This is a genomic window from Kribbella sp. NPDC051718 (genome assembly GCF_040681515.1).
Classification (GTDB): Bacteria; Actinomycetota; Actinomycetes; order Propionibacteriales; family Kribbellaceae; genus Kribbella.
The window spans coordinates 726,845-743,563 of record NZ_JBFAYZ010000002.1 but is presented as its reverse complement, the minus strand read 5'-3'; the positions used below and the strand labels follow the sequence as shown (position 1 = coordinate 743,563).

General features: G+C 66.4%; 20 protein-coding genes, 1 tRNA gene and 1 other RNA gene. 15 read left to right on the top strand and 7 right to left on the bottom strand.

Annotation, left to right across the window (positions count from 1 at the left end; genetic code table 11):
- The first annotated feature begins 138 nt into the window (after positions 1-138).
- From AB0M15_RS10170 to AB0M15_RS10145, 6 genes are read left to right on the top strand one after another with little or no spacing between them, the layout of a single operon-like run.
- Positions 139-477 carry a hypothetical protein gene (locus AB0M15_RS10170; RefSeq protein ID WP_363815978.1) on the top strand — a complete coding sequence of 113 codons (339 nt, stop codon included), beginning with the start codon at positions 139-141 and terminating at the stop codon, positions 475-477.
- On the top strand, positions 474-914 hold the full coding sequence (locus AB0M15_RS10165) for an RRQRL motif-containing zinc-binding protein (protein WP_363815976.1): 441 nt from the start codon (positions 474-476) through the stop codon (positions 912-914). The genes AB0M15_RS10170 and AB0M15_RS10165 overlap by 4 nt, the downstream gene beginning before the upstream one ends.
- A 24-nt stretch (positions 915-938) precedes the next feature.
- The gene (locus AB0M15_RS10160) at positions 939-1,814 is read left to right on the top strand and encodes a bifunctional DNA primase/polymerase (protein ID WP_363815974.1); all 876 of its coding nucleotides are present in this window, start codon (positions 939-941) and stop codon (positions 1,812-1,814) included.
- Entirely contained in the window at positions 1,811-3,121 is a 1,311-nt protein-coding gene (locus tag AB0M15_RS10155) for a DUF3631 domain-containing protein (protein WP_363815972.1), read from the top strand. The genes AB0M15_RS10160 and AB0M15_RS10155 overlap by 4 nt, the downstream gene beginning before the upstream one ends.
- 53 nt (positions 3,122-3,174) lie before the next feature.
- Complete coding sequence (locus AB0M15_RS10150) at positions 3,175-3,402, top strand: helix-turn-helix domain-containing protein (RefSeq protein ID WP_363815970.1); 228 nt, start codon at positions 3,175-3,177, stop codon at positions 3,400-3,402.
- Between the two features lie 12 nt (positions 3,403-3,414).
- Entirely contained in the window at positions 3,415-4,749 is a 1,335-nt protein-coding gene (locus AB0M15_RS10145; protein WP_363815968.1) for a site-specific integrase, read from the top strand.
- Positions 4,750-4,894: 145 nt separating this feature from the next.
- On the opposite strand, the gene AB0M15_RS10140 is transcribed toward AB0M15_RS10145, so the two are convergent.
- Positions 4,895-4,982: transfer RNA gene (locus AB0M15_RS10140), tRNA-Ser, on the bottom strand.
- A gap of 79 nt (positions 4,983-5,061) precedes the next feature.
- On the opposite strand from AB0M15_RS10140, the gene AB0M15_RS10135 reads away from it, so the two are divergent.
- From AB0M15_RS10135 to AB0M15_RS10125, 3 genes are read left to right on the top strand one after another with little or no spacing between them, the layout of a single operon-like run.
- Complete coding sequence (locus tag AB0M15_RS10135) at positions 5,062-5,403, top strand: hypothetical protein (RefSeq protein WP_363815967.1); 342 nt, start codon at positions 5,062-5,064, stop codon at positions 5,401-5,403.
- Between the two features lie 4 nt (positions 5,404-5,407).
- On the top strand, positions 5,408-5,692 hold the full coding sequence (locus AB0M15_RS10130) for a hypothetical protein (protein WP_363815965.1): 285 nt from the start codon (positions 5,408-5,410) through the stop codon (positions 5,690-5,692).
- Positions 5,689-6,210 (top strand): GNAT family N-acetyltransferase, encoded by a 522-nt coding sequence (locus AB0M15_RS10125; RefSeq protein ID WP_363815963.1) that lies wholly within the window; start codon positions 5,689-5,691, stop codon positions 6,208-6,210. Before AB0M15_RS10130 ends, AB0M15_RS10125 begins: the two co-directional genes overlap by 4 nt.
- On the opposite strand, the gene AB0M15_RS10120 is transcribed toward AB0M15_RS10125, so the two are convergent.
- A complete protein-coding gene (locus AB0M15_RS10120; RefSeq protein ID WP_363815961.1) occupies positions 6,187-7,035 on the bottom strand; it encodes a TIGR03620 family F420-dependent LLM class oxidoreductase in 849 nt (282 codons plus the stop codon). The genes AB0M15_RS10125 and AB0M15_RS10120 overlap by 24 nt on opposite strands.
- Before the next feature lie 216 nt (positions 7,036-7,251).
- Here AB0M15_RS10120 and ffs point away from each other — a divergent pair.
- Both ffs and nadE read left to right on the top strand, forming a co-directional pair.
- Positions 7,252-7,348, top strand: an RNA gene (gene ffs / locus AB0M15_RS10115) — signal recognition particle sRNA small type.
- Positions 7,349-7,427: 79 nt separating this feature from the next.
- Entirely contained in the window at positions 7,428-8,246 is an 819-nt protein-coding gene (gene nadE / locus AB0M15_RS10110; protein ID WP_363815959.1) for an ammonia-dependent NAD(+) synthetase, read from the top strand.
- Between the two features lie 3 nt (positions 8,247-8,249).
- Here nadE and AB0M15_RS10105 read toward each other — a convergent pair whose 3' ends face one another.
- Positions 8,250-9,122 carry an alpha/beta hydrolase gene (locus tag AB0M15_RS10105; protein ID WP_363815957.1) on the bottom strand — a complete coding sequence of 291 codons (873 nt, stop codon included), beginning with the start codon at positions 9,120-9,122 and terminating at the stop codon, positions 8,250-8,252.
- Between the two features lie 56 nt (positions 9,123-9,178).
- Between AB0M15_RS10105 and AB0M15_RS10100 the strand changes: the two genes are divergently transcribed.
- Positions 9,179-10,351: an acyl-CoA dehydrogenase gene (locus tag AB0M15_RS10100; protein WP_363815955.1), complete on the top strand. Its 1,173-nt coding sequence runs from the start codon at positions 9,179-9,181 to the stop codon at positions 10,349-10,351.
- Here the strand turns inward: AB0M15_RS10100 and AB0M15_RS10095 are convergent.
- The 3 genes from AB0M15_RS10095 to AB0M15_RS10085 are packed head-to-tail and all read right to left on the bottom strand — an operon-like array spanning position 10,310 to position 11,998.
- A complete protein-coding gene (locus AB0M15_RS10095; protein ID WP_363815953.1) occupies positions 10,310-10,702 on the bottom strand; it encodes a hypothetical protein in 393 nt (130 codons plus the stop codon). The genes AB0M15_RS10100 and AB0M15_RS10095 overlap by 42 nt on opposite strands.
- 6 nt (positions 10,703-10,708) lie before the next feature.
- The gene (locus tag AB0M15_RS10090; RefSeq protein WP_363815952.1) at positions 10,709-11,173 is read right to left on the bottom strand and encodes a MarR family transcriptional regulator; all 465 of its coding nucleotides are present in this window, start codon (positions 11,171-11,173) and stop codon (positions 10,709-10,711) included.
- Positions 11,174-11,191: 18 nt separating this feature from the next.
- Positions 11,192-11,998, bottom strand: coding sequence for an N-acyl homoserine lactonase family protein (locus AB0M15_RS10085; RefSeq protein WP_363815950.1), 807 nt, complete (start codon positions 11,996-11,998; stop codon positions 11,192-11,194).
- 62 nt (positions 11,999-12,060) lie between these two features.
- Between AB0M15_RS10085 and AB0M15_RS10080 the strand changes: the two genes are divergently transcribed.
- Together AB0M15_RS10080 and AB0M15_RS10075 are read left to right on the top strand one after the other, a co-directional pair.
- Positions 12,061-13,068 (top strand): Gfo/Idh/MocA family oxidoreductase, encoded by a 1,008-nt coding sequence (locus AB0M15_RS10080; protein ID WP_363815948.1) that lies wholly within the window; start codon positions 12,061-12,063, stop codon positions 13,066-13,068.
- A gap of 157 nt (positions 13,069-13,225) precedes the next feature.
- The gene (locus AB0M15_RS10075) at positions 13,226-14,851 is read left to right on the top strand and encodes a long-chain fatty acid--CoA ligase (RefSeq protein ID WP_363815946.1); all 1,626 of its coding nucleotides are present in this window, start codon (positions 13,226-13,228) and stop codon (positions 14,849-14,851) included.
- Here the strand turns inward: AB0M15_RS10075 and AB0M15_RS10070 are convergent.
- Positions 14,832-15,605 (bottom strand): nucleotidyltransferase domain-containing protein, encoded by a 774-nt coding sequence (locus tag AB0M15_RS10070; RefSeq protein ID WP_363815944.1) that lies wholly within the window; start codon positions 15,603-15,605, stop codon positions 14,832-14,834. The two genes, AB0M15_RS10075 and AB0M15_RS10070, sit on opposite strands and share 20 nt — an antisense overlap.
- Before the next feature lie 217 nt (positions 15,606-15,822).
- Between AB0M15_RS10070 and rfbA the strand changes: the two genes are divergently transcribed.
- Positions 15,823-16,695 (top strand): glucose-1-phosphate thymidylyltransferase RfbA, encoded by an 873-nt coding sequence (rfbA, locus tag AB0M15_RS10065; protein WP_363815942.1) that lies wholly within the window; start codon positions 15,823-15,825, stop codon positions 16,693-16,695.
- The last annotated feature ends 24 nt before the right edge of the window (positions 16,696-16,719 follow it).

The window sequence follows — 16,719 nt, the reverse complement described above, 5'->3', positions numbered from 1 at the left end:
GGCCACCCCGCTACCGGTAGCGGCAACGCTACCCGTCCCGCTACCCCGCAACCCAGACCTGACCAGGCCGTTCATCCCCGCGTAGCGGGTAGCGGCCACGGCTCCTCACGCCCAAAAACAGCCCTCTGGAGGCATTCGATGCCCACCACCCCCGCTACCGCTATCTCTACCGCCGCTACCCACGGTAGCGGCCTGGCGGCCACCGTCCACACGGCCGGACAGGTCGCCACGGTCGCTCTGATCGTCACCGTCTGCATCGCCTTCTACCTACTGAGCTGTGCTGTCTGGCCGTTCGGGAAGTGCCGCCGCTGCAAGGGGGTCGGCAAGTTCAAGTCGCCGTTCGGCAACGCGTTCCGGCACTGCGGACGGTGCGACGGTTCCGGGCTGCGGGTCCGGTTCGGACGGAAGGTCATCAGCTACTACCGGCGTACCCGCAGCCTGGGAAGCAACTCGACCAGCAAGGCGGACAAGAAGTGACCGGCCGGTTGATGGACAAGGCGAGCCTTCACCCGGCCCGAGCCCGCTACATCACCTTGTGGGATGGGAAAACGGCACTTGGCTGGGACCACCACGGAACGCCGGTGTTCCGGTTCAAGTGGGCACCCGGTGGCCTCGCCACCCGCCGTCAGCTCAAGGCCATGCGGATGTGTCCGGGCGGCCACGAGCCCTACGCGCTGCTCGTGTGGCGCAACGGCCAGCGCTGGGCCTACCTGTACCGCCTCGACCTCGCCAAGCCCTCACGAGTGCCGTCACCGGCCCAGCTCAACGCACTGGACAAGGCGATGGAAGCACGCCGCCGCTGCAAGCTCTGCGGCCAAGTCACCACCTACTGCATCCCCACCTCGGACGGTCGCTGCGTCGAGTGCATGACCGGCGACTACCGCAACACCACACCCAACTCCTACGCCGCCTGAAATACCTCGAGGGGAGATCCACCGATGAACGAGATCCTCACCGCCGCACTCGCAGCCGCCGACCGTGGCTGGCCGGTGTTCATGCTCGGCCGCTCTAAGCGGCCCGTAGCCAACTGCGACGACTGCAGCGACGCCACCGACCACAACCCCGCGTCCTGCGGGCACCTGACCTGCCACGGCTTCTACGCCGCGACCACCGACCCGGCCCGGATCGCCAAGATCATCCAGGCCGTTCCGCGCGGTCAGCTCGCCGTCCGCACCGGTGCCGTGTCCGGCCTCCTGGTGGTCGACGTCGATCCCGCGCACGGCGGCAACGAGAGCCTGCTCAATCTCCACTTCCGCCACCTGCTGCCCCGCACGGTCTGGGTCCGTACCGGGTCGTGGGGACAGCACCTGTATTACCGCCATCCTGGCCAGCACATGCCGTCGCGGCCGATGCCGTACCAGCAGGGGATCGACATCAAGGCAGATGGCGGGTATGTCGTGCTGCCGCCCTCGATCCACCACCGCACCGGCCGCCCGTACCAGTGGGGCGACCGCAGCACCGAAGTGCAGGAGATGCCCCCGCTCCTCATCGCGGCATGTCAGCCCGCTACGCCGGCCAAAACGGTCACCTCGAAAACCGGCCCGGTGTCGACACAACGGGGCGGGGGCATCTCCCACCCGGACAAGCTCCTAGACGCGCATCTGGACGCCGTACGCCGTGCCCCGAAGGGCAAGCGCCGCGCGACTCTCTACGGCGCTGCCAGAGGTGTTGCGCGGATGGTCGCGGCCGGTGCCATCGACCAGGCCGACGCTGTCGCCGCGCTGACCTTTGTTGGCCACCAGGCGGCCCAGAGCGAGCGGGACATTCGAGCCGCCATCGATGGCGGTTTCCGAGCCGAAGGGATCGCCGCATGACCGACGACAACCACGACCAGGCCGAGCCCATCGACGGTGCCGAGCTGCTGGATGATGTGAGCGCCACGGTGGCTCGCTACGTCATCTTGCCCAGCACTTCCGCGATGGTCGCAGTCGTGCTGTGGATCGCCGCCACGCATGCCGTACCGGCGTGGAACTGCGCGCCACGGTTGGTGATCCGGGCACCTGAGAAGCGCTGCGGAAAGTCCCGGCTACTGGACATGGTCGAGGGCATGTCTCACCGGCCGCTGATGACCACCAACGCCAGCCCGTCAGCGGTCTACCGGTCGATCGGCAAGCGCCCGTCTGATCCGCCGACGTTGCTGATCGATGAGGCGGACACGATCTTTGGGCCGAAGGCAGGCGACAACGAAGACCTGCGCGGACTGCTGAACGCCGGGCACCAACGCAACCGGCCGACTCTGCGCTACAACGCGAGCAAGGACGACGTCGAAGACATCCAGACGTTCGCCATGGCAGCGCTCGCGGGTATCGGTGTCATGCCGGACACGATCGAGGACCGGGCCGCGATTATCCGGATGCGCCGTCGCGCGCCCGGTGAAGAGGTTGAGCCATATCGGGTTCGCCGCGATGGTCCGCAGCTAGGCGAGCTGCGGAAGCGGCTCAATGAGTGGCTGACCGCCCACCTGGATATCCTCACGGCCGCCGCTCCGGACATGCCGCTCGAAGACCGCGCCGCTGATACGTGGGAGCCGCTGATCGCCGTGGCCGACCTTGCGGGAGGCAACTGGCCACGCGCTGCCCGCAAGGCCGCTGTGTCGCTTACCAGCGACCGTGACGCGGGCGACGAAACGTCGCTGCACACCCGGCTCCTGTCGGACTGCCGAATCGCGTTCCAAGACGCCGACGCGCTGCCCACCGCCGTCTTGCTCGACCGGCTCAAAGCCGACCCCGAAGCACCCTGGGTAACCCACGGAGCCAACGGGCTGACCCCGATGAAGATGGGCAACCTGCTGCGCGATTTCGAGATCCGCAGCGCCAACATTCGATTCACCACCGGACAGGCCAAGGGCTACACCCGCAGCGATTTCGCCGACGCGTGGAACAGGTACTGCCCGGAGCCAAAGACAGTCGCGGGGGAAGGCGTCCCAGCCGTCCCAGCCGTCCCTTCGCAGGTCAGCACGGGGACGGCTTCACCCCCTGGGACGGCTCAAGCCGTCCCAAGCACCCAAGCCGTCCCGGGCCTGACCAGGGAAGTTATGCCTGGGACGGCTGGGACGGCTTGGGGACCCCGGCCCGTCCCAACGCTCGCTGATGACGTCAATCCCATTCGCGAGACCGCGTGAAGAGGCACCACATCCACAGATCGATCACACGGACCGAAGGAGATCAGTTCCTGATGAGCGTCACCGAGAGCTTGCCGGTTACCGCTGGGCCGTTGCTGCTGACTGTGGAGGAAGCCGCGCGATTGCTAGGCGTCGGACGGACTACAGCCTTCGCGCTGGTGAAGTCTGGCGAACTCGAATCGATCCCACTTGGTCGCCTCCGGAAGATTCCGACCGAGTGCGTCACCGAATACATCGACCGACTTCGGACGCGGGCCCGCGCCGAAAACCAGGCCGCTTAGGAAGGCAGATAAGTGAACGAGAACGACAAGCGGTCGAAGAACGCGGACGGTCGATCGACTATCTACAAAGGCAAAGACGGCTACTGGCACGGCCGCGTGACTATGGGGATCAAGGATGACGGCACGCCTGACCGACGGCACGTCATGCGGAAGTCGAAAGATGAGGTTGCCGACCGTGTCACCGAACTGGAGAACGAGAGAGACAGCGGGAAGATTCGTCCGGCCGGTAAGAAGAAATGGACGGTCGCGGAATGGCTGACTCACTGGCTGACTATCGCCCGGCCGAACCTGCGGGATGGTTCGTACGACGCCTATGAGGTCGCGGTGCGAGTGCATCTCATTCCGGGACTCGGAGCGCACAAGCTGAACAAGTTGGAGCCCGAGCATCTAGAGCGTTTCTACTCGAAGATGCAGGAGGAGGGAGCTAGCGCGGGTACTGCTCACCAGGCGCATAGGACTATCCGGACGGCGCTGGGTGAGGCCGACAGGCGGGGTGCCCTGACTGTTCCGAACCCGGCAGAGAAGGCGATTCCTCCGCGTCTCGACCTGGAGGAAGAGGACGAGATCGATCCCTACTCGGTGGACGAGATCAAGGCCATTTTGGCCGAGGCGAATAAGCGCCGGAATTCGGCGCGGTGGGCGATTGCGCTATCGCTGGGTTTGCGCCAGGGCGAGGCTCTGGGGTTGAAGTGGTCGGACGTCAACCTGGAGACCGGTGTTCTGAAGGTACGGCGGAGCCTGAATCGGCCGAAGTACAAACACGGCTGCGACGGAAAACCGTGCGGCCGGAAGCCGGGCTTCTGCCCAAGTCGTCAGAAGGCACGGCCGGACACTGCGCCGACGAAGTCTCGTGCGGGGCGTCGGACGATCGGCCTGCCGCCTGCCCTGACCAGGATTCTGCAGGAGCACAAGAGCGAGCAGGACACCGAAAGGGCGATAGCTCGACAGCTCTGGAAGGACGAAGGGTGGATCTTTGCCAAGCGAACCGGTGAGGCGCTCAGTCCGAACATGGACTACCGCGAGTGGAAAGAGATCCTGGTGGCTGCCGGGATCCGGGACGGTCGGCTGCACGATGCCCGGCACGCGGCGGCAACGGTTCTGCTGCTGCTCGGAGTACCCGAACGGGCGGTGATGGACCTCATGGGCTGGTCCTCGTCATCGATGGTGAAGCGGTATCAGCACGTCACCGCCCAGATCCGGATGGACATCGCGGCTCGGCTCGGTGGCTTGATCTGGGAGGAGCCGAAGACCAAGAAGAAGCGCAAGAAGTCCAAGCGCAAGGCGAAGGACAAGGGCAGGAAATCGGAGCCGGACGAGGGCGCTGCGGGCCTGCAAATGTCCGCCTGAACGACCTGTTGAGACTGCCGTTGAGACTAAGCATGAAAACGGCCCGGTCGCTGATGCGACCGGGCCGTTCTGTGTTCGTCCCCTGGAAGTGACCACGTAGTGCGCTGACCAGCGGAAACACCGATCGGGTGGCCACTCAGCAGAGTGGCGGAGGATACGAGATTCGAACTCGTGAGGGGTTGCCCCCAACACGCTTTCCAAGCGTGCGCCCTAGGCCTCTAGGCGAATCCTCCAGGCGCGAGGATACGCGAGGTTGGGGTGGGGATGAAAATCGGGGGTGGCGAGGGCGAGGGGGCGCCTAGGGTCGGGGGTATGGATGGTGTGCCTGATTCGGGGGTTGTGTATCCGGTGGCGGGGGTTGAGCGGGTGGTGCTGCTCAAGGGGGTGGTGGACTCGGCCCTGGTGGAGGTGGGGGAGTACTCGTACTACGACGATCCGGTGGAGCCCGAGCGGTTTCTTGAGAAGAACGTGCTGTATAACTACGGGCCCGAGATGTTGCGGATCGGGAAGTACTGCGCGCTGGGTGAGGGGACGACGTTCGTGATGAACGGGGCCAATCATCGGATGGATGGGCCGTCGACGTTTCCGTTTCCGATCATGGGCGGGGACTGGGCGGAGCACTTCAACCTGATCACGGGGTTGCCTGAGAGGTGACACGGTGGTCGGGAACGACGTGTGGTTCGGGTACGGGGCGACGGTGATGCCTGGGGTGCGGATCGGGGACGGGGCGCTCGTCGCGGCCGAGGCGGTCGTGGTTGAGGACGTACCGGCGTACGGGATCGTTGGGGGCAACCCGTCCAAGTTGATTCGCAAGCGCTTCGCGGAGGACGAGATCGCCAGGTTGCTGGGCGTTGCCTGGTGGGACTGGGCGCCGGAGAAGGTCGGCCGGCATATCCCGGCGATCATGGCCCGCAGCGTTGGGGAGTTGGAGGCTGCGGAGTGACGGTACTGCGGGAGTTCGCGCCGGATGAGGTGGATGCGCTCCAGGAGCTGATCGAGTCGGATCCGGGGTACACGGAGCGGGTCACCGGGTATCCGCCAGGGCCGGCCGACGCGCAGGGTCTGTTGATGATGCGGCCCGAGGGCTTACACGCCGAGCAGAAGAAGGTACTAGGGCTCTGGGATGGTGTGCAGCTCGTCGCGGTGGTCGATCTGCTCAGGGGATATCCCAACGAGCGCACGGCTTTCATTGGCCTGCTCGAAGTCCACGGTGAGCATCGCGGGAAGGGTGCCGGCGCAGCGGCGTACCAGGGAGTGGAGGAGTACGTCGGGCGCGAGTGGTCGGAGATACGGACTCTCAGGTTGGCTGTAGTGGACACCAATGCCGCGGAGGCACAGGGGTTCTGGGAGCGGCTGGGGTTTGGGCAGACCGGTGAGGTGAAGCCTTATCGGTACGACAAGCTCGAAAGCCTGACGCGGCTCTATGAGAAGCAGTTGCTACGAAAGCAGGGCGGGGGCTAGGGCTCGCCACTGGTCGATCGGCTGGGGGCCGGTGATGCCGGTGATGACGTTGATGGAGACGTGGTTGGCGCCGGCGGTGTGGTGGGCGTGGAGTTTGTCGGCTATTTGGGAGGGGGTTCCCCAGGCGGCGAGTGAGTCGACCAGGTGGTCGGGGAGGTCGGTCAGGTCGGCGTCGGTGAAGCCTTGGCGTTTGAGGGAGGCGGCATAGCCGGGGATCCGGGGGAAGAAGCTGATGGTGTCTCGGGCGATCGCTCGGGCGCGGTCGGGGTCGGTCTCCAGGACGACGAGGTGGGCGACGGTTAGTAGCTTGTCGGGGCCGAGGGTCTGGCGTGCTTCGGCGGTGTACTCGGGCGTGATGAGGAACGGGTACGCCCCTGCAGTCCGGTCCCGGGCTAACTCCAGCATCCGCGGGCCGAGCGCTGCCAGCAGGCGGTGCTCGACCGGTACGCCGCCCTGCGGGTCGCCGTCAGCCGGTACGCCGTCCAGGTGGTCGAGGTACTCGTTCAGCCGGGCTAATGGGTGGGGGCCGTGGGCGCCACCTAGGCCCACGGTGAAGCGGCCGGGAGCGGCGGCCTCCAGGGCGGCGTACGCGGAAGTTACGTCGGTGGCGCTGTAGGTGTCGACCGAGAGGATGCCGGTGACGAATCTGATCGTCGAGGTCGCCCGGATGAGGTCGGTGACGGTCTGGAGGCCGGGCAAGGGGCCGCCGGAGAGCCAGATGGCGGGGTAGCCGAGGTCCTCCGCGGCCTGCGCCGCGTCGAGGGAGTCAGAGCTGCTGGTCAGACCGGTGGTGATCCCGAAAGGGCCGAAGTCGAGGCTCGTCATAGCAATGCCAACCGACCGGCAACTCCGGGCATTCCGCCTGGCACTCAACGCCGCATCTCGTGGGCTTGGACACCACGTGGCGACCTTGAACAAGAAATACCGTGTCCGAGGTCACCGGGTGGTGTCCAAGCCCACCAGATGTGGGCTTGCAAGGGCTCCGGAGCTGTGGCGAGGGGCCGGATTCTGAGGTGGGGGGACTGATCACGTACACTTCTGGCTGGTTCCCCGCGTGGCGGTATCTCGCCCAACTCCCCCAGGGCCGGAAGGCAGCAAGGGTAAGTGAGCTCTTCCGGGTGCGCGGGGAATCCTTATGTCCGGACCCCTTCGCCGCAGCCTCCAACCGCGGCGAAATAGGCTGGGATCGAAACGATCCACGCCTACGAGGGAGTCCGATGAGCGAGCTCGAGCGCCGGTACCTGCAGGAACTGATCATCGGCGAGCTCGGGGTGACGCCCTCCTTCGATGCCGACGTCGAGATCGAGCGCCGGGTCGCGTTCCTCGTCGACCAGCTTCGGAGCTCGGGTGCCAAGGCGTACGTGCTGGGTATCTCCGGCGGCGTCGACTCCAGTACTGCGGGCCGCCTCTGCCAGCTAGCCGTCGAGCGCGTCCGAGCGGAGGGCGGCCAGGCGAGCTTCATCGCGATGCGGCTGCCGTACGGCGTACAGGCTGATGAGGATGACGCGCAGCGGGCGCTCGAATTCATCCGCCCGGACGAGACGCTCACGGTCGACGTCAAGCCGGCCACGGACGCGCTGGTCGAGTCGGTTCGGCATGCCGATCTCGGGGATCGCGAAGATTTCCACAGCGGCAACGTCAAGGCGCGGCAGCGGATGGTCGCGCAGTACGCCGTCGCTGGTGTGCGCGGCGGGCTCGTGGTCGGGACGGATCACGCGGCCGAGGCGGTGATGGGGTTCTTCACGAAGTACGGCGATGGCGCCTGCGACCTGACCCCGCTGACGGGGCTCACCAAGCGGCGGGTGCGGGCGGTGGGCGCGAAGCTCGGTGCGTCCGAGCTGATCACTGGCAAGGTGCCGACGGCTGATCTGGAGACGGCCAACCCGGGGGTGCCGGATGAGCTGGTGCTCGGGGTGACGTACGACGAGATCGACGACTTCCTCGAGGGCAAGCAGGTCAGCGACAAGGCGGCCGAGACGATCATCGGCTACCACCGCCGCACCATCCACAAGCGCACGGTCCCGACCGCCCCCTGATAGCTATCGGTCCAGTACGAACGAGGTCACCAAAGAGGTGTAGGCGTCGGCCGCTTCCGCGTGGACGAAGTGGCCGGCGGCTTCGAAGTAGCGGTAGCAGCCGTTGCGGACGTCCTGCTGGAAGCGGGTGATCTCCGTTGGGCTGGTGACGGGGTCGTAGCCGCCCTTGATGAGCAGGGCGGCCTGCGGTACCTGGCTGAGCAGCGGCAGTAGCGATTCGAGGAAGCCGGGCGAGTGGATGATGCTCTCGGCGAATCGGCCCGCCCGGCTCTGGATCTCGTCGGGTAGCTCGTCGGCGGGCAGTTTCAGGTCCTTCGAGTTCGGTCCGTAGTAGATCTCCATCCTGCGGTCGCCGAGCCGATGCATCGCGCTGATCCGCTCTTGCCAGAGCGCCACGGTCATCGGGCCGTGATTGTCGAGCAGTTCCTCCACGCCGTCGTCCAGACCGAGTTCGCGCAACAGCGGCAGCCCCGCCTGGACGAGCGTCCGGGTGACGAGTTCGAAGTCCCAGGCCGGGTTCTCGAAGATCACCCGCTCGACGATCGCGGGATGCAGTACGGCGTACCGGAGCGCCAGCCGGCCGCCGAACGAGTGGCCGAGCAGCGACCAGGTACTGATCCCCAACGCCTGCCGGACCGCCTCGAAGTCGGCGACCAGGTCCTGCTCGGTGACTTCGCCTTCGAGTGGATCGGAGTGCTGGACGCCGCGCTGGTCGACGGCGATCAGGTGGAGATGCCTGGACAGCGCATCGCCTTGGAAAGAGAGGAAGTCGTACGTACCCGAGCCCGGCCCACCATGCAGGAACAGGAGGGCCGGCGCGTCCTTCGGGCCGCGCTGGTCGACGTACAGGCGGGTGCCGCGAATCTCCATCAGCATGTGAGCGAGGGTAGTAACGCCTACGGTGGGTTGAAAACCCATTCGATGGAGGGCTGATGGTCGACTTCTCGCTCAGTGAGGAACAGCGGGCGATCCGCGAGACGACGCGGGAGTTCGTCCGCCGGGAGCTGATGCCGCTGGAGAACGAGGTGCTCAAGCGGGAGCGGGAAGGGTTGCCGGGGATCGAGCCGGACGTGGTGAAGGCGCTGCGGCTGAAGGCGAAATCGTTCGGGTTCTGGGGGTTGAGCACGCCCGAGGAGTACGGCGGGATGGACCTGTCGGCGGTCGATCAGGCGCTGATCACGAGTGAGCTCGGGCGTACTTTCGTGCCGTTCTCGTTCGGCGGGGAGGCCGACAACATTCTCTTCGAAAGCAACGAGGAGCAGCGCAAGGAGTACCTGCTGCCGACGATCTCGGGTGAGCGGAAGTCGTGTTTCGCGATCACCGAGCCGGGAGCCGGCTCCGATACCCGGGCGATCCGGACCACCGCCCGCCGCGACGGTGACGAGTGGGTGATCCGGGGTGAGAAGACCTTCATCACCGGCGGCAACGAAGCGGATTTTGCGATCGTCATCGCGGTCACCGATGCGGAGAAGGGGTCGAAGGGTGGGTTCACTGCTTTCCTGGTCGACCGGGACCGCGGCTGGACCTCCGATCCGATCGTGACGATGGGGCAGGCAGTGCCGGCGACTTTGAGTTTCGATGACGTGCGGGTGCCTCACGATCATGTGCTCGGCGAGATCGGGCAGGGCTACGAGCTGGCGATGCGGTGGATCATGAAGGGGCGTTTCATCATTCCGGCGCGCGGAATCGGTGCGTGTGAACGCCTGCTGCAGTTGGCGATCGAGCATTCGACCACGCGGGAGACGTTCGGCAATCCGATCGGTGACAACCAGGCGATCCAGTGGATGATCGCGGACTCCGAGGTCGAGCTGGAGGCGGCGCGCTGGCTTGTCTTCTATGCTGCGTGGTCTGTCGATCAGGGGCGGCCGCCGCAGCACGACAGTGCGATCGCCAAGCTCTACGGGACCAATACGGTCAATCGGGTCGCCGATCGGGTGCTGCAGATCCATGGCGGGATGGGGTACACGAAGGAGCTGCCGATCGAGCGCTGGTTCCGTGAGGTGCGGCTGTGGCGCATCTTCGAGGGGACGGACGAGATGCAGCGGCTGATCATCTCGCGCGACCTACTGCGCGGCTACCGCAAGCCGGGCGCCCACTTCAACTGAGAGCCTTTGCAGCCGTACTGCGGCGATGCCACGGTAAGCACGTCGCAGTACGGCTGCCAGCGGGCCGGTGTGCTCGAACGAGTGGGTGACTCTGCTTTGGTCGATCTGCCAGACCCCGGACTCGTGGAAGCCCGGGACCTGCCAGGTGATGTCGATGCGGGTCGGCGAGATGGCCGTGTACTCGAGCCAGCCGGCCAACCCCGGCCGTACACGCAGCTGGTAGCGCTGGCCGGCCACTGGTGTCTCAGGGCCGTCGATGCTGAGGAACGCCTCGTTCCACGACGGCAGGGCTAGCGGGTCGAGTAGTACTTCGGCGGGTGTGCCAATGATGTGCAGAGTTGCTTGTTCCATTGGGCTTTACTCCTTCTCTGCTGTGCGCCGCCTTGCCAGTGCCTCTCCGGCGGGGAAGGCGCCGGCCATGGCGCGCAGGGTGGTGATGGTCTCGGCTACTGGTTGGCCGGCGACGAGGTGATCGATGCCGGCGTGCAGTTTCTCCTCGACGGCGTCTATGCGCTTGCTGAGGGACTTGCCCTCGGCAGTGAGGCTCAGGGCGAGGTACCGGCGGTCGTCCGGGTCCGTGTCGCGCTGGACCAGGCCCTGCGCGACCAGGCGGTCCACCAGGCGGCTCGGGCTGTTGCCGGTCTCGCAGACGAGCAGTCCGCCGAGCGCGCTCAGGGTGAGGGGGCCGTGGTCGCGTAGTACGCGCAGTACCTCCGCCTGAGACGGGGTAATGCCCAGGGGACGGAGCTCCGCGGCGAGCAGCCGGTTGCCCTCTCGCTGGATCGCGAGGATCAGGTACCGGAGTTCTTCAGCAACCTTCATGAAGCGACATCCTCCCTGCTAGTGCAAGGCGAGGTGTGCGGCGGGATCGTGTGCGGCCAGGATGACCAGGTCAGGGAACAGCTCGCGCAGCTGGTTGACCTTGGCGACGGCGCGGTGCAGGTCCTGCTTTTTGCCGACTCCGGGGATCTCGCCGGCAGCGAGTAGCTCCGCGTCGTATGTGAGGTCGCCGACCATCAGCAGCGGCGGCGCGTCGGTACGGCGTACCAGCATGGAGAGCGAGCCGGCGGTGTGACCCGGGGTCGGCAGCAGATCGTGTCCTTGCTCGAACGGCCCGATCGGGTCGATGCCCTCGTAGTGGATGCGCTCCCAGCGCAGGTCGGGGCGCTCGATGTGTCGTCGCAGGTAGCCGCGGGCGGCGGCGAGCGGCCGGCGCATCGACCTCCACTCCTCGTCCGCGACGACGATCCGGGCCTTGCTGAGGTCTCCCAGTCCGCCGATGTGGTCCTGGTGCAGATGCGAGAGCACGGCCGTGTGTACGTCGGCGATGTCGTACCCGGCTGCGGTCAGCAGGTTGGGGAGGGTCTGCTCGGGCGCTATCTCGAAAGTCGCCAGCCGGTCGTACACGATGCGGTTGAGGCCGCCTGGGAAGTAGTTCGGATCGGTGACGGAGGCGCGGTCCTGGCCGGTATCGAACAGGACGAGGCCGTCACTGTGCTCCACGACGTAGACGTTGATCGGTCGCGGCGGGGTCCAGGTCTTCGAGGTCGCGAGCCAGACGTACGTGCTCTTGTCCGTGGGGCCGACGTGCTCGGGCCGGATCCGGACGCTTCCGGTGCTGAGGGTGCTCACTTTGCTGATCTTCATGATCAATACATTACACGACACGTATGTCGTATCAACTAATGGTTCGAGGGGAGACTTGACGCATGTCTGAGCAGCCGGGGCGGTACGGGGTCGTTGGTAGCGGGTGGCGGAGCGAGTTCTTCCTCCGGTTGGCGGAGGTGATGCCGTCACGGTTCGCGGTGAGTGGCATGGTCACCCGGACTGCCGAGCGGGGGCAGGAGATCGAGGGGCGGTGGGGCGTACCGGCGTACCGGTCGGTGGGCTCGTTGCTGGCGGCTGGGCGGCCGGACTTCGTGGTCGTGTCGGTGCCGTGGGAGGTCGCGCCGGGGGTGACGGCCGAGTTGGTTGCCGAGGGCATCCCGGTGTTGACCGAGACGCCGCCGGCGCCATCAGTCGATGGGCTGCGGCGGCTCTGGTCCTCGGTGGGCGCCAGTGGGCTGGTGCAGGTGGCCGAGCAGAATCCCTTCCTGCCTTTGCATGCGGCGCAGTCGTCCCTGGTGCGGAGTGGTGCGCTCGGGGAGGTCGGGTCTGTTCAGTTGTCGTCGACGCATCTGTACCACGCGGTGTCGGTGATTCGGGCGCTGCTCGGGGTCGGGATGGAGCCGGTGACGGTTTCGGCGCGCGAGTTCGTGGCGCCGCTGGTCGATCCGATGACGCGTGACGGGTGGACCGGCTCGGAGTCGGCGCGTTCGGCCGTGAACACCTTGGCGACGCTGGATTTCGGCGGTCGGGTCGGGGTGTACGACTTCACCGACAATCAGTGGCACAACCCCTTGCGCAGCAGCCGGATCGTCATTCGTGGGAGTCATGGTGAGCTCGTCGACGATCGGGTGGTTCGGCTCGTCGATCCGGTGACCGCTGTCGAGTCGCAGCTGGTTCGGCGGCAGACGGGGCTCGGAGCGAATCTGGAGGGGTTCGCCCTCGACCATCTCAGCCTCGACGGCTCGGTGGTCTACCGGAACCCGTTTCCCGGGGTCCGGCTGGCTGATGAGGAGATCGCGATCGGGTCGTTGCTGGCCGGGATGGCGAATTGGTGCCGGGGTGTGGGCGAGCCGCCGTATCCGCTGGCTTCGGCGAGTCAGACCATCTGATCGCGCTGGCGATCTCCGAGTCGGTTCGGTTGGGCGGCGCGGCGGTGGAAACTGCTCCGGAGGGGTGGTCGGAGGCGGTGTGAGTTCCTTCTCAGTGCAGTTGCAGGTCAGTGCGCGGTCATGGTCAACCTGACATCGGGACTGGCACAGTGTGTCCATGAAGGGTCTGATGCAGGATTCCCAGCTGTCCCTGGACACGATCTTCCGTCGCGCGGAGCAATTCTTCCCCGACAAGACCGTCTACACCGGCGGTCCAGCACCTACCAGTACTACGTACGCGGAGTGGGCAGCGCGGACGAGACGGCTCGGCGGCGTCTTCGACACGCTGGGCATCAGCTCCGACGGCCGGGTCGGCACCTTCGCCTGGAACTCGGGCCGCCACCTCGAGCTGTACTTCGCGGCGCCCTGCACCGGGCGGGTGCTGCACACGCTCAACATCAGACTCTTCCCGGATCAAGTCGTCTACATCGCGAACCACGCTGAGGACGAGGTGGTCTTCGTCGACCGGTCGTTGCTCGGACTGTTCCTGCCGTTGCTCGACCGGCTGCCGCTGCTCCGGCACATCGTGGTGATGGACGATCTGCCGGCCGGCGCCCCGAGCGTCGAGTTGCCGGCCGACGACCGCTTCCACGACTACGAGGAGCTGCTCGCCGCCGCTGAGCCGGTCGAGTTCCACGTCGAGGACGAAAACCAAGCCGCCGCGATGTGCTACACGAGTGGGACGACAGGCAATCCCAAGGGCGTCGTCTACTCCCACCGGTCGACCTGGCTGCATTCGATCGGTGTGCTCACCAACGCCGCCATCGGGCTGCACGAGACCGACACGGTGCTGCCGGTGGTGCCGATGTTCCATGCCAATGCCTGGGGTCTCGCGCATGCCGCACCGATGGCCGGCGCGAGCCTGGTCTTCCCCGGCCCGGACATGTCGCCGCAGGGGATCCTCAAGCTGCTGAAGGAGCAAGACGTCACGGTCGCCGCGGGTGTGCCGACGATCTGGCAGGGGTTGTTGCCGTTGCTGGACGGCGTGGAGCTGCCAAAGCTCCGGCGGATCCCGTGTGGTGGTTCGGCCGTGCCGCTCGCCTTGTCGGAGGCGTTCCGGAGCAAGCTCGGCAAGCCGATCCTGCAGGCCTGGGGTATGACCGAGACGAGCCCAGTGGCGACGGCGTCCCACATCCCGACGCGCGACCAAGGCCTGCCCGAGGAGGAGCAGGCCAAGCTCCGGGCCCGGCAAGGACTGCCGTTGCCGGGAGTCGAGGTCCGGATCGTCGAGCCCGGATCCATCACTCCACTGCCGTGGAACGACGAGGCGACCGGTGAGCTGCAGGTCCGTGGGCCGTGGATCGCGGCGGAGTACTACCGGCCCGACGCAGGGGTCGAGCTCAACACCGAGGACGGCTGGATGAAGACGGGCGACGTCGCCGCCATCGATCAGTACGGCTCGGTGCGACTCGTCGATCGGACGAAGGACCTGGTGAAGTCCGGTGGCGAGTGGATCAGCTCGGTGGAGCTGGAGAACCTGCTGATGGCCCACCCCGCGATCAGGGAGGCGGCGGTTATCGGCGTACCGCACCCGAAGTGGGACGAGCGGCCGTTGGCGTGCGTAGTACTGCAAGAGGGTTCGACGGCGACGTCCGAAGAGATCCTTGCGTACTTGGAGCCGCTGGTCGCCAAGTGGTGGCTGCCCGACGCGGTCGAGTTCATCGACGAGGTGCCGAAGACCAGTGTCGGCAAGTTCTCCAAGAAGGACCTGCGGACCCGCTTCGCTAACTACCACCTCGAGTGAGGCGGGAGCCGCAGGCGTTGCGTGCGGCAACTATCAACGAGGCAAGGTTCTCCGGGGACTTGCCGAGATCAGTCAGGAGGTCATCGACCGAGCCGAGGCCGGCATCCGAGATCAGCCGCTTCTCGTTGGTCACCCATCGACCCTCGGCGGCCATCACCGCGTGGGCCGCCATCATGGTCGCCTGAGCCAGCAACCCCAGGCATTGGGTGACTCGTCCGGATGAGGTGGAGCTGTTCTCGGCGTAGCCGAAGAGCATGTCAGCGCGGTTCCACCAGTTCGTCGAGGCTTGCTCTCGGAGTTTGGGCGGGTAGGTGGGGCGCGGGAGGTCGCCGTGGAGGACTTGGGCGAAGGCGAGCTCGGCCATGAGGAGGTAGCTGGGGATACCGGCGAGGTGGAACATCAGCGGTTCGATCGTGAACTGACCGACCTCGGCCTCCGCGATCACGTGCTCGGTCACTGCGAGATCGCGGTAGTGGACGTCGACCTTCCGACCGTCGATCTGGAGCCAGGCACCCCCGTTGAAGATCCCGCCACCCCAGGCACCCAGTTCGAAGACCTCACCGGACCAGCCCAGCTCCCTGAGATCCTGCGGATCGAAGGAGCCCCGGTAGTAGATCCCCAGATCCCAGTCGCTGTCAGCCCGATGTATTCGCTGAGCACGCGAGCCACCAAGCGCAACCGCCGTCACCCCGGGCAGTCCCGCGAGCTTGGCGACAACCTGAGCGAGAAACTCTTCGTCGTCCAGCACGAGCATGCCTCCTCGTCGTCGCCGGGCGCCGGGCCGTGTCGTCGGTGCCATTCGCGTGGTCCGTGTCGGCATCGTCGTCCGCGTCGTCCGGTCCGTGCCCTTCGTCCGTGCCGTCCGCGTCAGAGTAGGGCGCAGAGTTGGTCGGCGTCAGCTGAATTCCGCCCTGGCCGGTCGAATCGCCGGGCGGGCGCGGAAGGCTGCGGGCGTCGGTAGGGTGACGGGAATGCGAGGGATCATCCTGGCCGGTGGTGACGGTACCCGGCTGCATCCGTTGACCATGGGGGTCAGCAAGCAGCTGCTACCGGTGTACGACAAGCCGATGATCTACTACCCGCTGTCGACGCTGATCCTGGCGAACATCCGTGAGGTGCTGGTGATCACCCGGCCCGGCGACGCCGCGCAGTTCCGGCGGTTGCTGGGCGACGGTTCGCAGTTCGGGATGGAAATCTCGTACGCCGAACAGCCCAGCCCGGACGGCCTCGCCCAGGCGTTCCTGATCGGGGAGTCGTTCATCGGCTCGGACCCGGTCGCGCTGGCCCTCGGCGACAACATCTTCTACGGCCCGGGACTCGGTTTGCACCTGCAGCGGTTCAACGAGGTGGATGGCGGGGTCATCTTCGCGTATCGGGTCGCGGATCCGTCGGCGTACGGGGTGGTCGAGTTCGACGCGGACGGGCGGGCGCTGAGTATCGAGGAGAAGCCGGTACGGCCGAAGAGCAAGTACGCAGTACCGGGGCTGTACTTCTACTCCAGCGATGTCGTCGAGGTCGCCAAGGAGGTCCGGCCGTCGGCGCGTGGCGAGCTGGAGATCACCGCCGTCAACGCCAGCTACCTGCAGGACAAGCGGTTGCAGGTGGAGGTGCTGCCCCGCGGCACAGCCTGGCTCGACACCGGCACCTTCGACGCGCTGATGTCGGCCGGCGAGTACGTCCGTGCCGTCGAGACGCGGCAAGGACAGAAGATCAGCTGCCCGGAGGAGATCGCCTGGCGCCGCGGGTTCATCGACGACGCCGGGCTGCAGCGCTGCGCCGACGCCCTGCCCAAGTCCGGCTACGGGGACTACCTGCTCGGGCTCCTGGAGGAAGGTCTGCACTGACCCGAGCGCGGGCCTGTGCACGGG

What these genes read in the sequence shown, in the direction of transcription:
- AB0M15_RS10170 (WP_363815978.1), top strand. Translation starts at nt 139, where the DNA reads ATGCCCACCACCCCCGCTACCGCTATCTCTACCGCCGCTACCCACGGT.
- AB0M15_RS10160 (WP_363815974.1), top strand. Translation starts at nt 939, where the DNA reads ATGAACGAGATCCTCACCGCCGCACTCGCAGCCGCCGACCGTGGCTGG.
- AB0M15_RS10155 (WP_363815972.1), top strand. Translation starts at nt 1,811, where the DNA reads ATGACCGACGACAACCACGACCAGGCCGAGCCCATCGACGGTGCCGAG.
- AB0M15_RS10150 (WP_363815970.1), top strand. Translation starts at nt 3,175, where the DNA reads ATGAGCGTCACCGAGAGCTTGCCGGTTACCGCTGGGCCGTTGCTGCTG.
- AB0M15_RS10135 (WP_363815967.1), top strand. Translation starts at nt 5,062, where the DNA reads ATGGATGGTGTGCCTGATTCGGGGGTTGTGTATCCGGTGGCGGGGGTT.
- AB0M15_RS10120 (WP_363815961.1), bottom strand. Translation starts at nt 7,035, where the DNA reads ATGACGAGCCTCGACTTCGGCCCTTTCGGGATCACCACCGGTCTGACC.
- nadE (WP_363815959.1), top strand. Translation starts at nt 7,428, where the DNA reads ATGAGCGAGCTCGAGCGCCGGTACCTGCAGGAACTGATCATCGGCGAG.
- AB0M15_RS10105 (WP_363815957.1), bottom strand. Translation starts at nt 9,122, where the DNA reads ATGCTGATGGAGATTCGCGGCACCCGCCTGTACGTCGACCAGCGCGGC.
- AB0M15_RS10100 (WP_363815955.1), top strand. Translation starts at nt 9,179, where the DNA reads ATGGTCGACTTCTCGCTCAGTGAGGAACAGCGGGCGATCCGCGAGACG.
- AB0M15_RS10095 (WP_363815953.1), bottom strand. Translation starts at nt 10,702, where the DNA reads ATGGAACAAGCAACTCTGCACATCATTGGCACACCCGCCGAAGTACTA.
- AB0M15_RS10090 (WP_363815952.1), bottom strand. Translation starts at nt 11,173, where the DNA reads ATGAAGGTTGCTGAAGAACTCCGGTACCTGATCCTCGCGATCCAGCGA.
- AB0M15_RS10085 (WP_363815950.1), bottom strand. Translation starts at nt 11,998, where the DNA reads ATGAAGATCAGCAAAGTGAGCACCCTCAGCACCGGAAGCGTCCGGATC.
- AB0M15_RS10080 (WP_363815948.1), top strand. Translation starts at nt 12,061, where the DNA reads ATGTCTGAGCAGCCGGGGCGGTACGGGGTCGTTGGTAGCGGGTGGCGG.
- AB0M15_RS10075 (WP_363815946.1), top strand. Translation starts at nt 13,226, where the DNA reads ATGAAGGGTCTGATGCAGGATTCCCAGCTGTCCCTGGACACGATCTTC.
- AB0M15_RS10070 (WP_363815944.1), bottom strand. Translation starts at nt 15,605, where the DNA reads ATGCTCGTGCTGGACGACGAAGAGTTTCTCGCTCAGGTTGTCGCCAAG.
- rfbA (WP_363815942.1), top strand. Translation starts at nt 15,823, where the DNA reads ATGCGAGGGATCATCCTGGCCGGTGGTGACGGTACCCGGCTGCATCCG.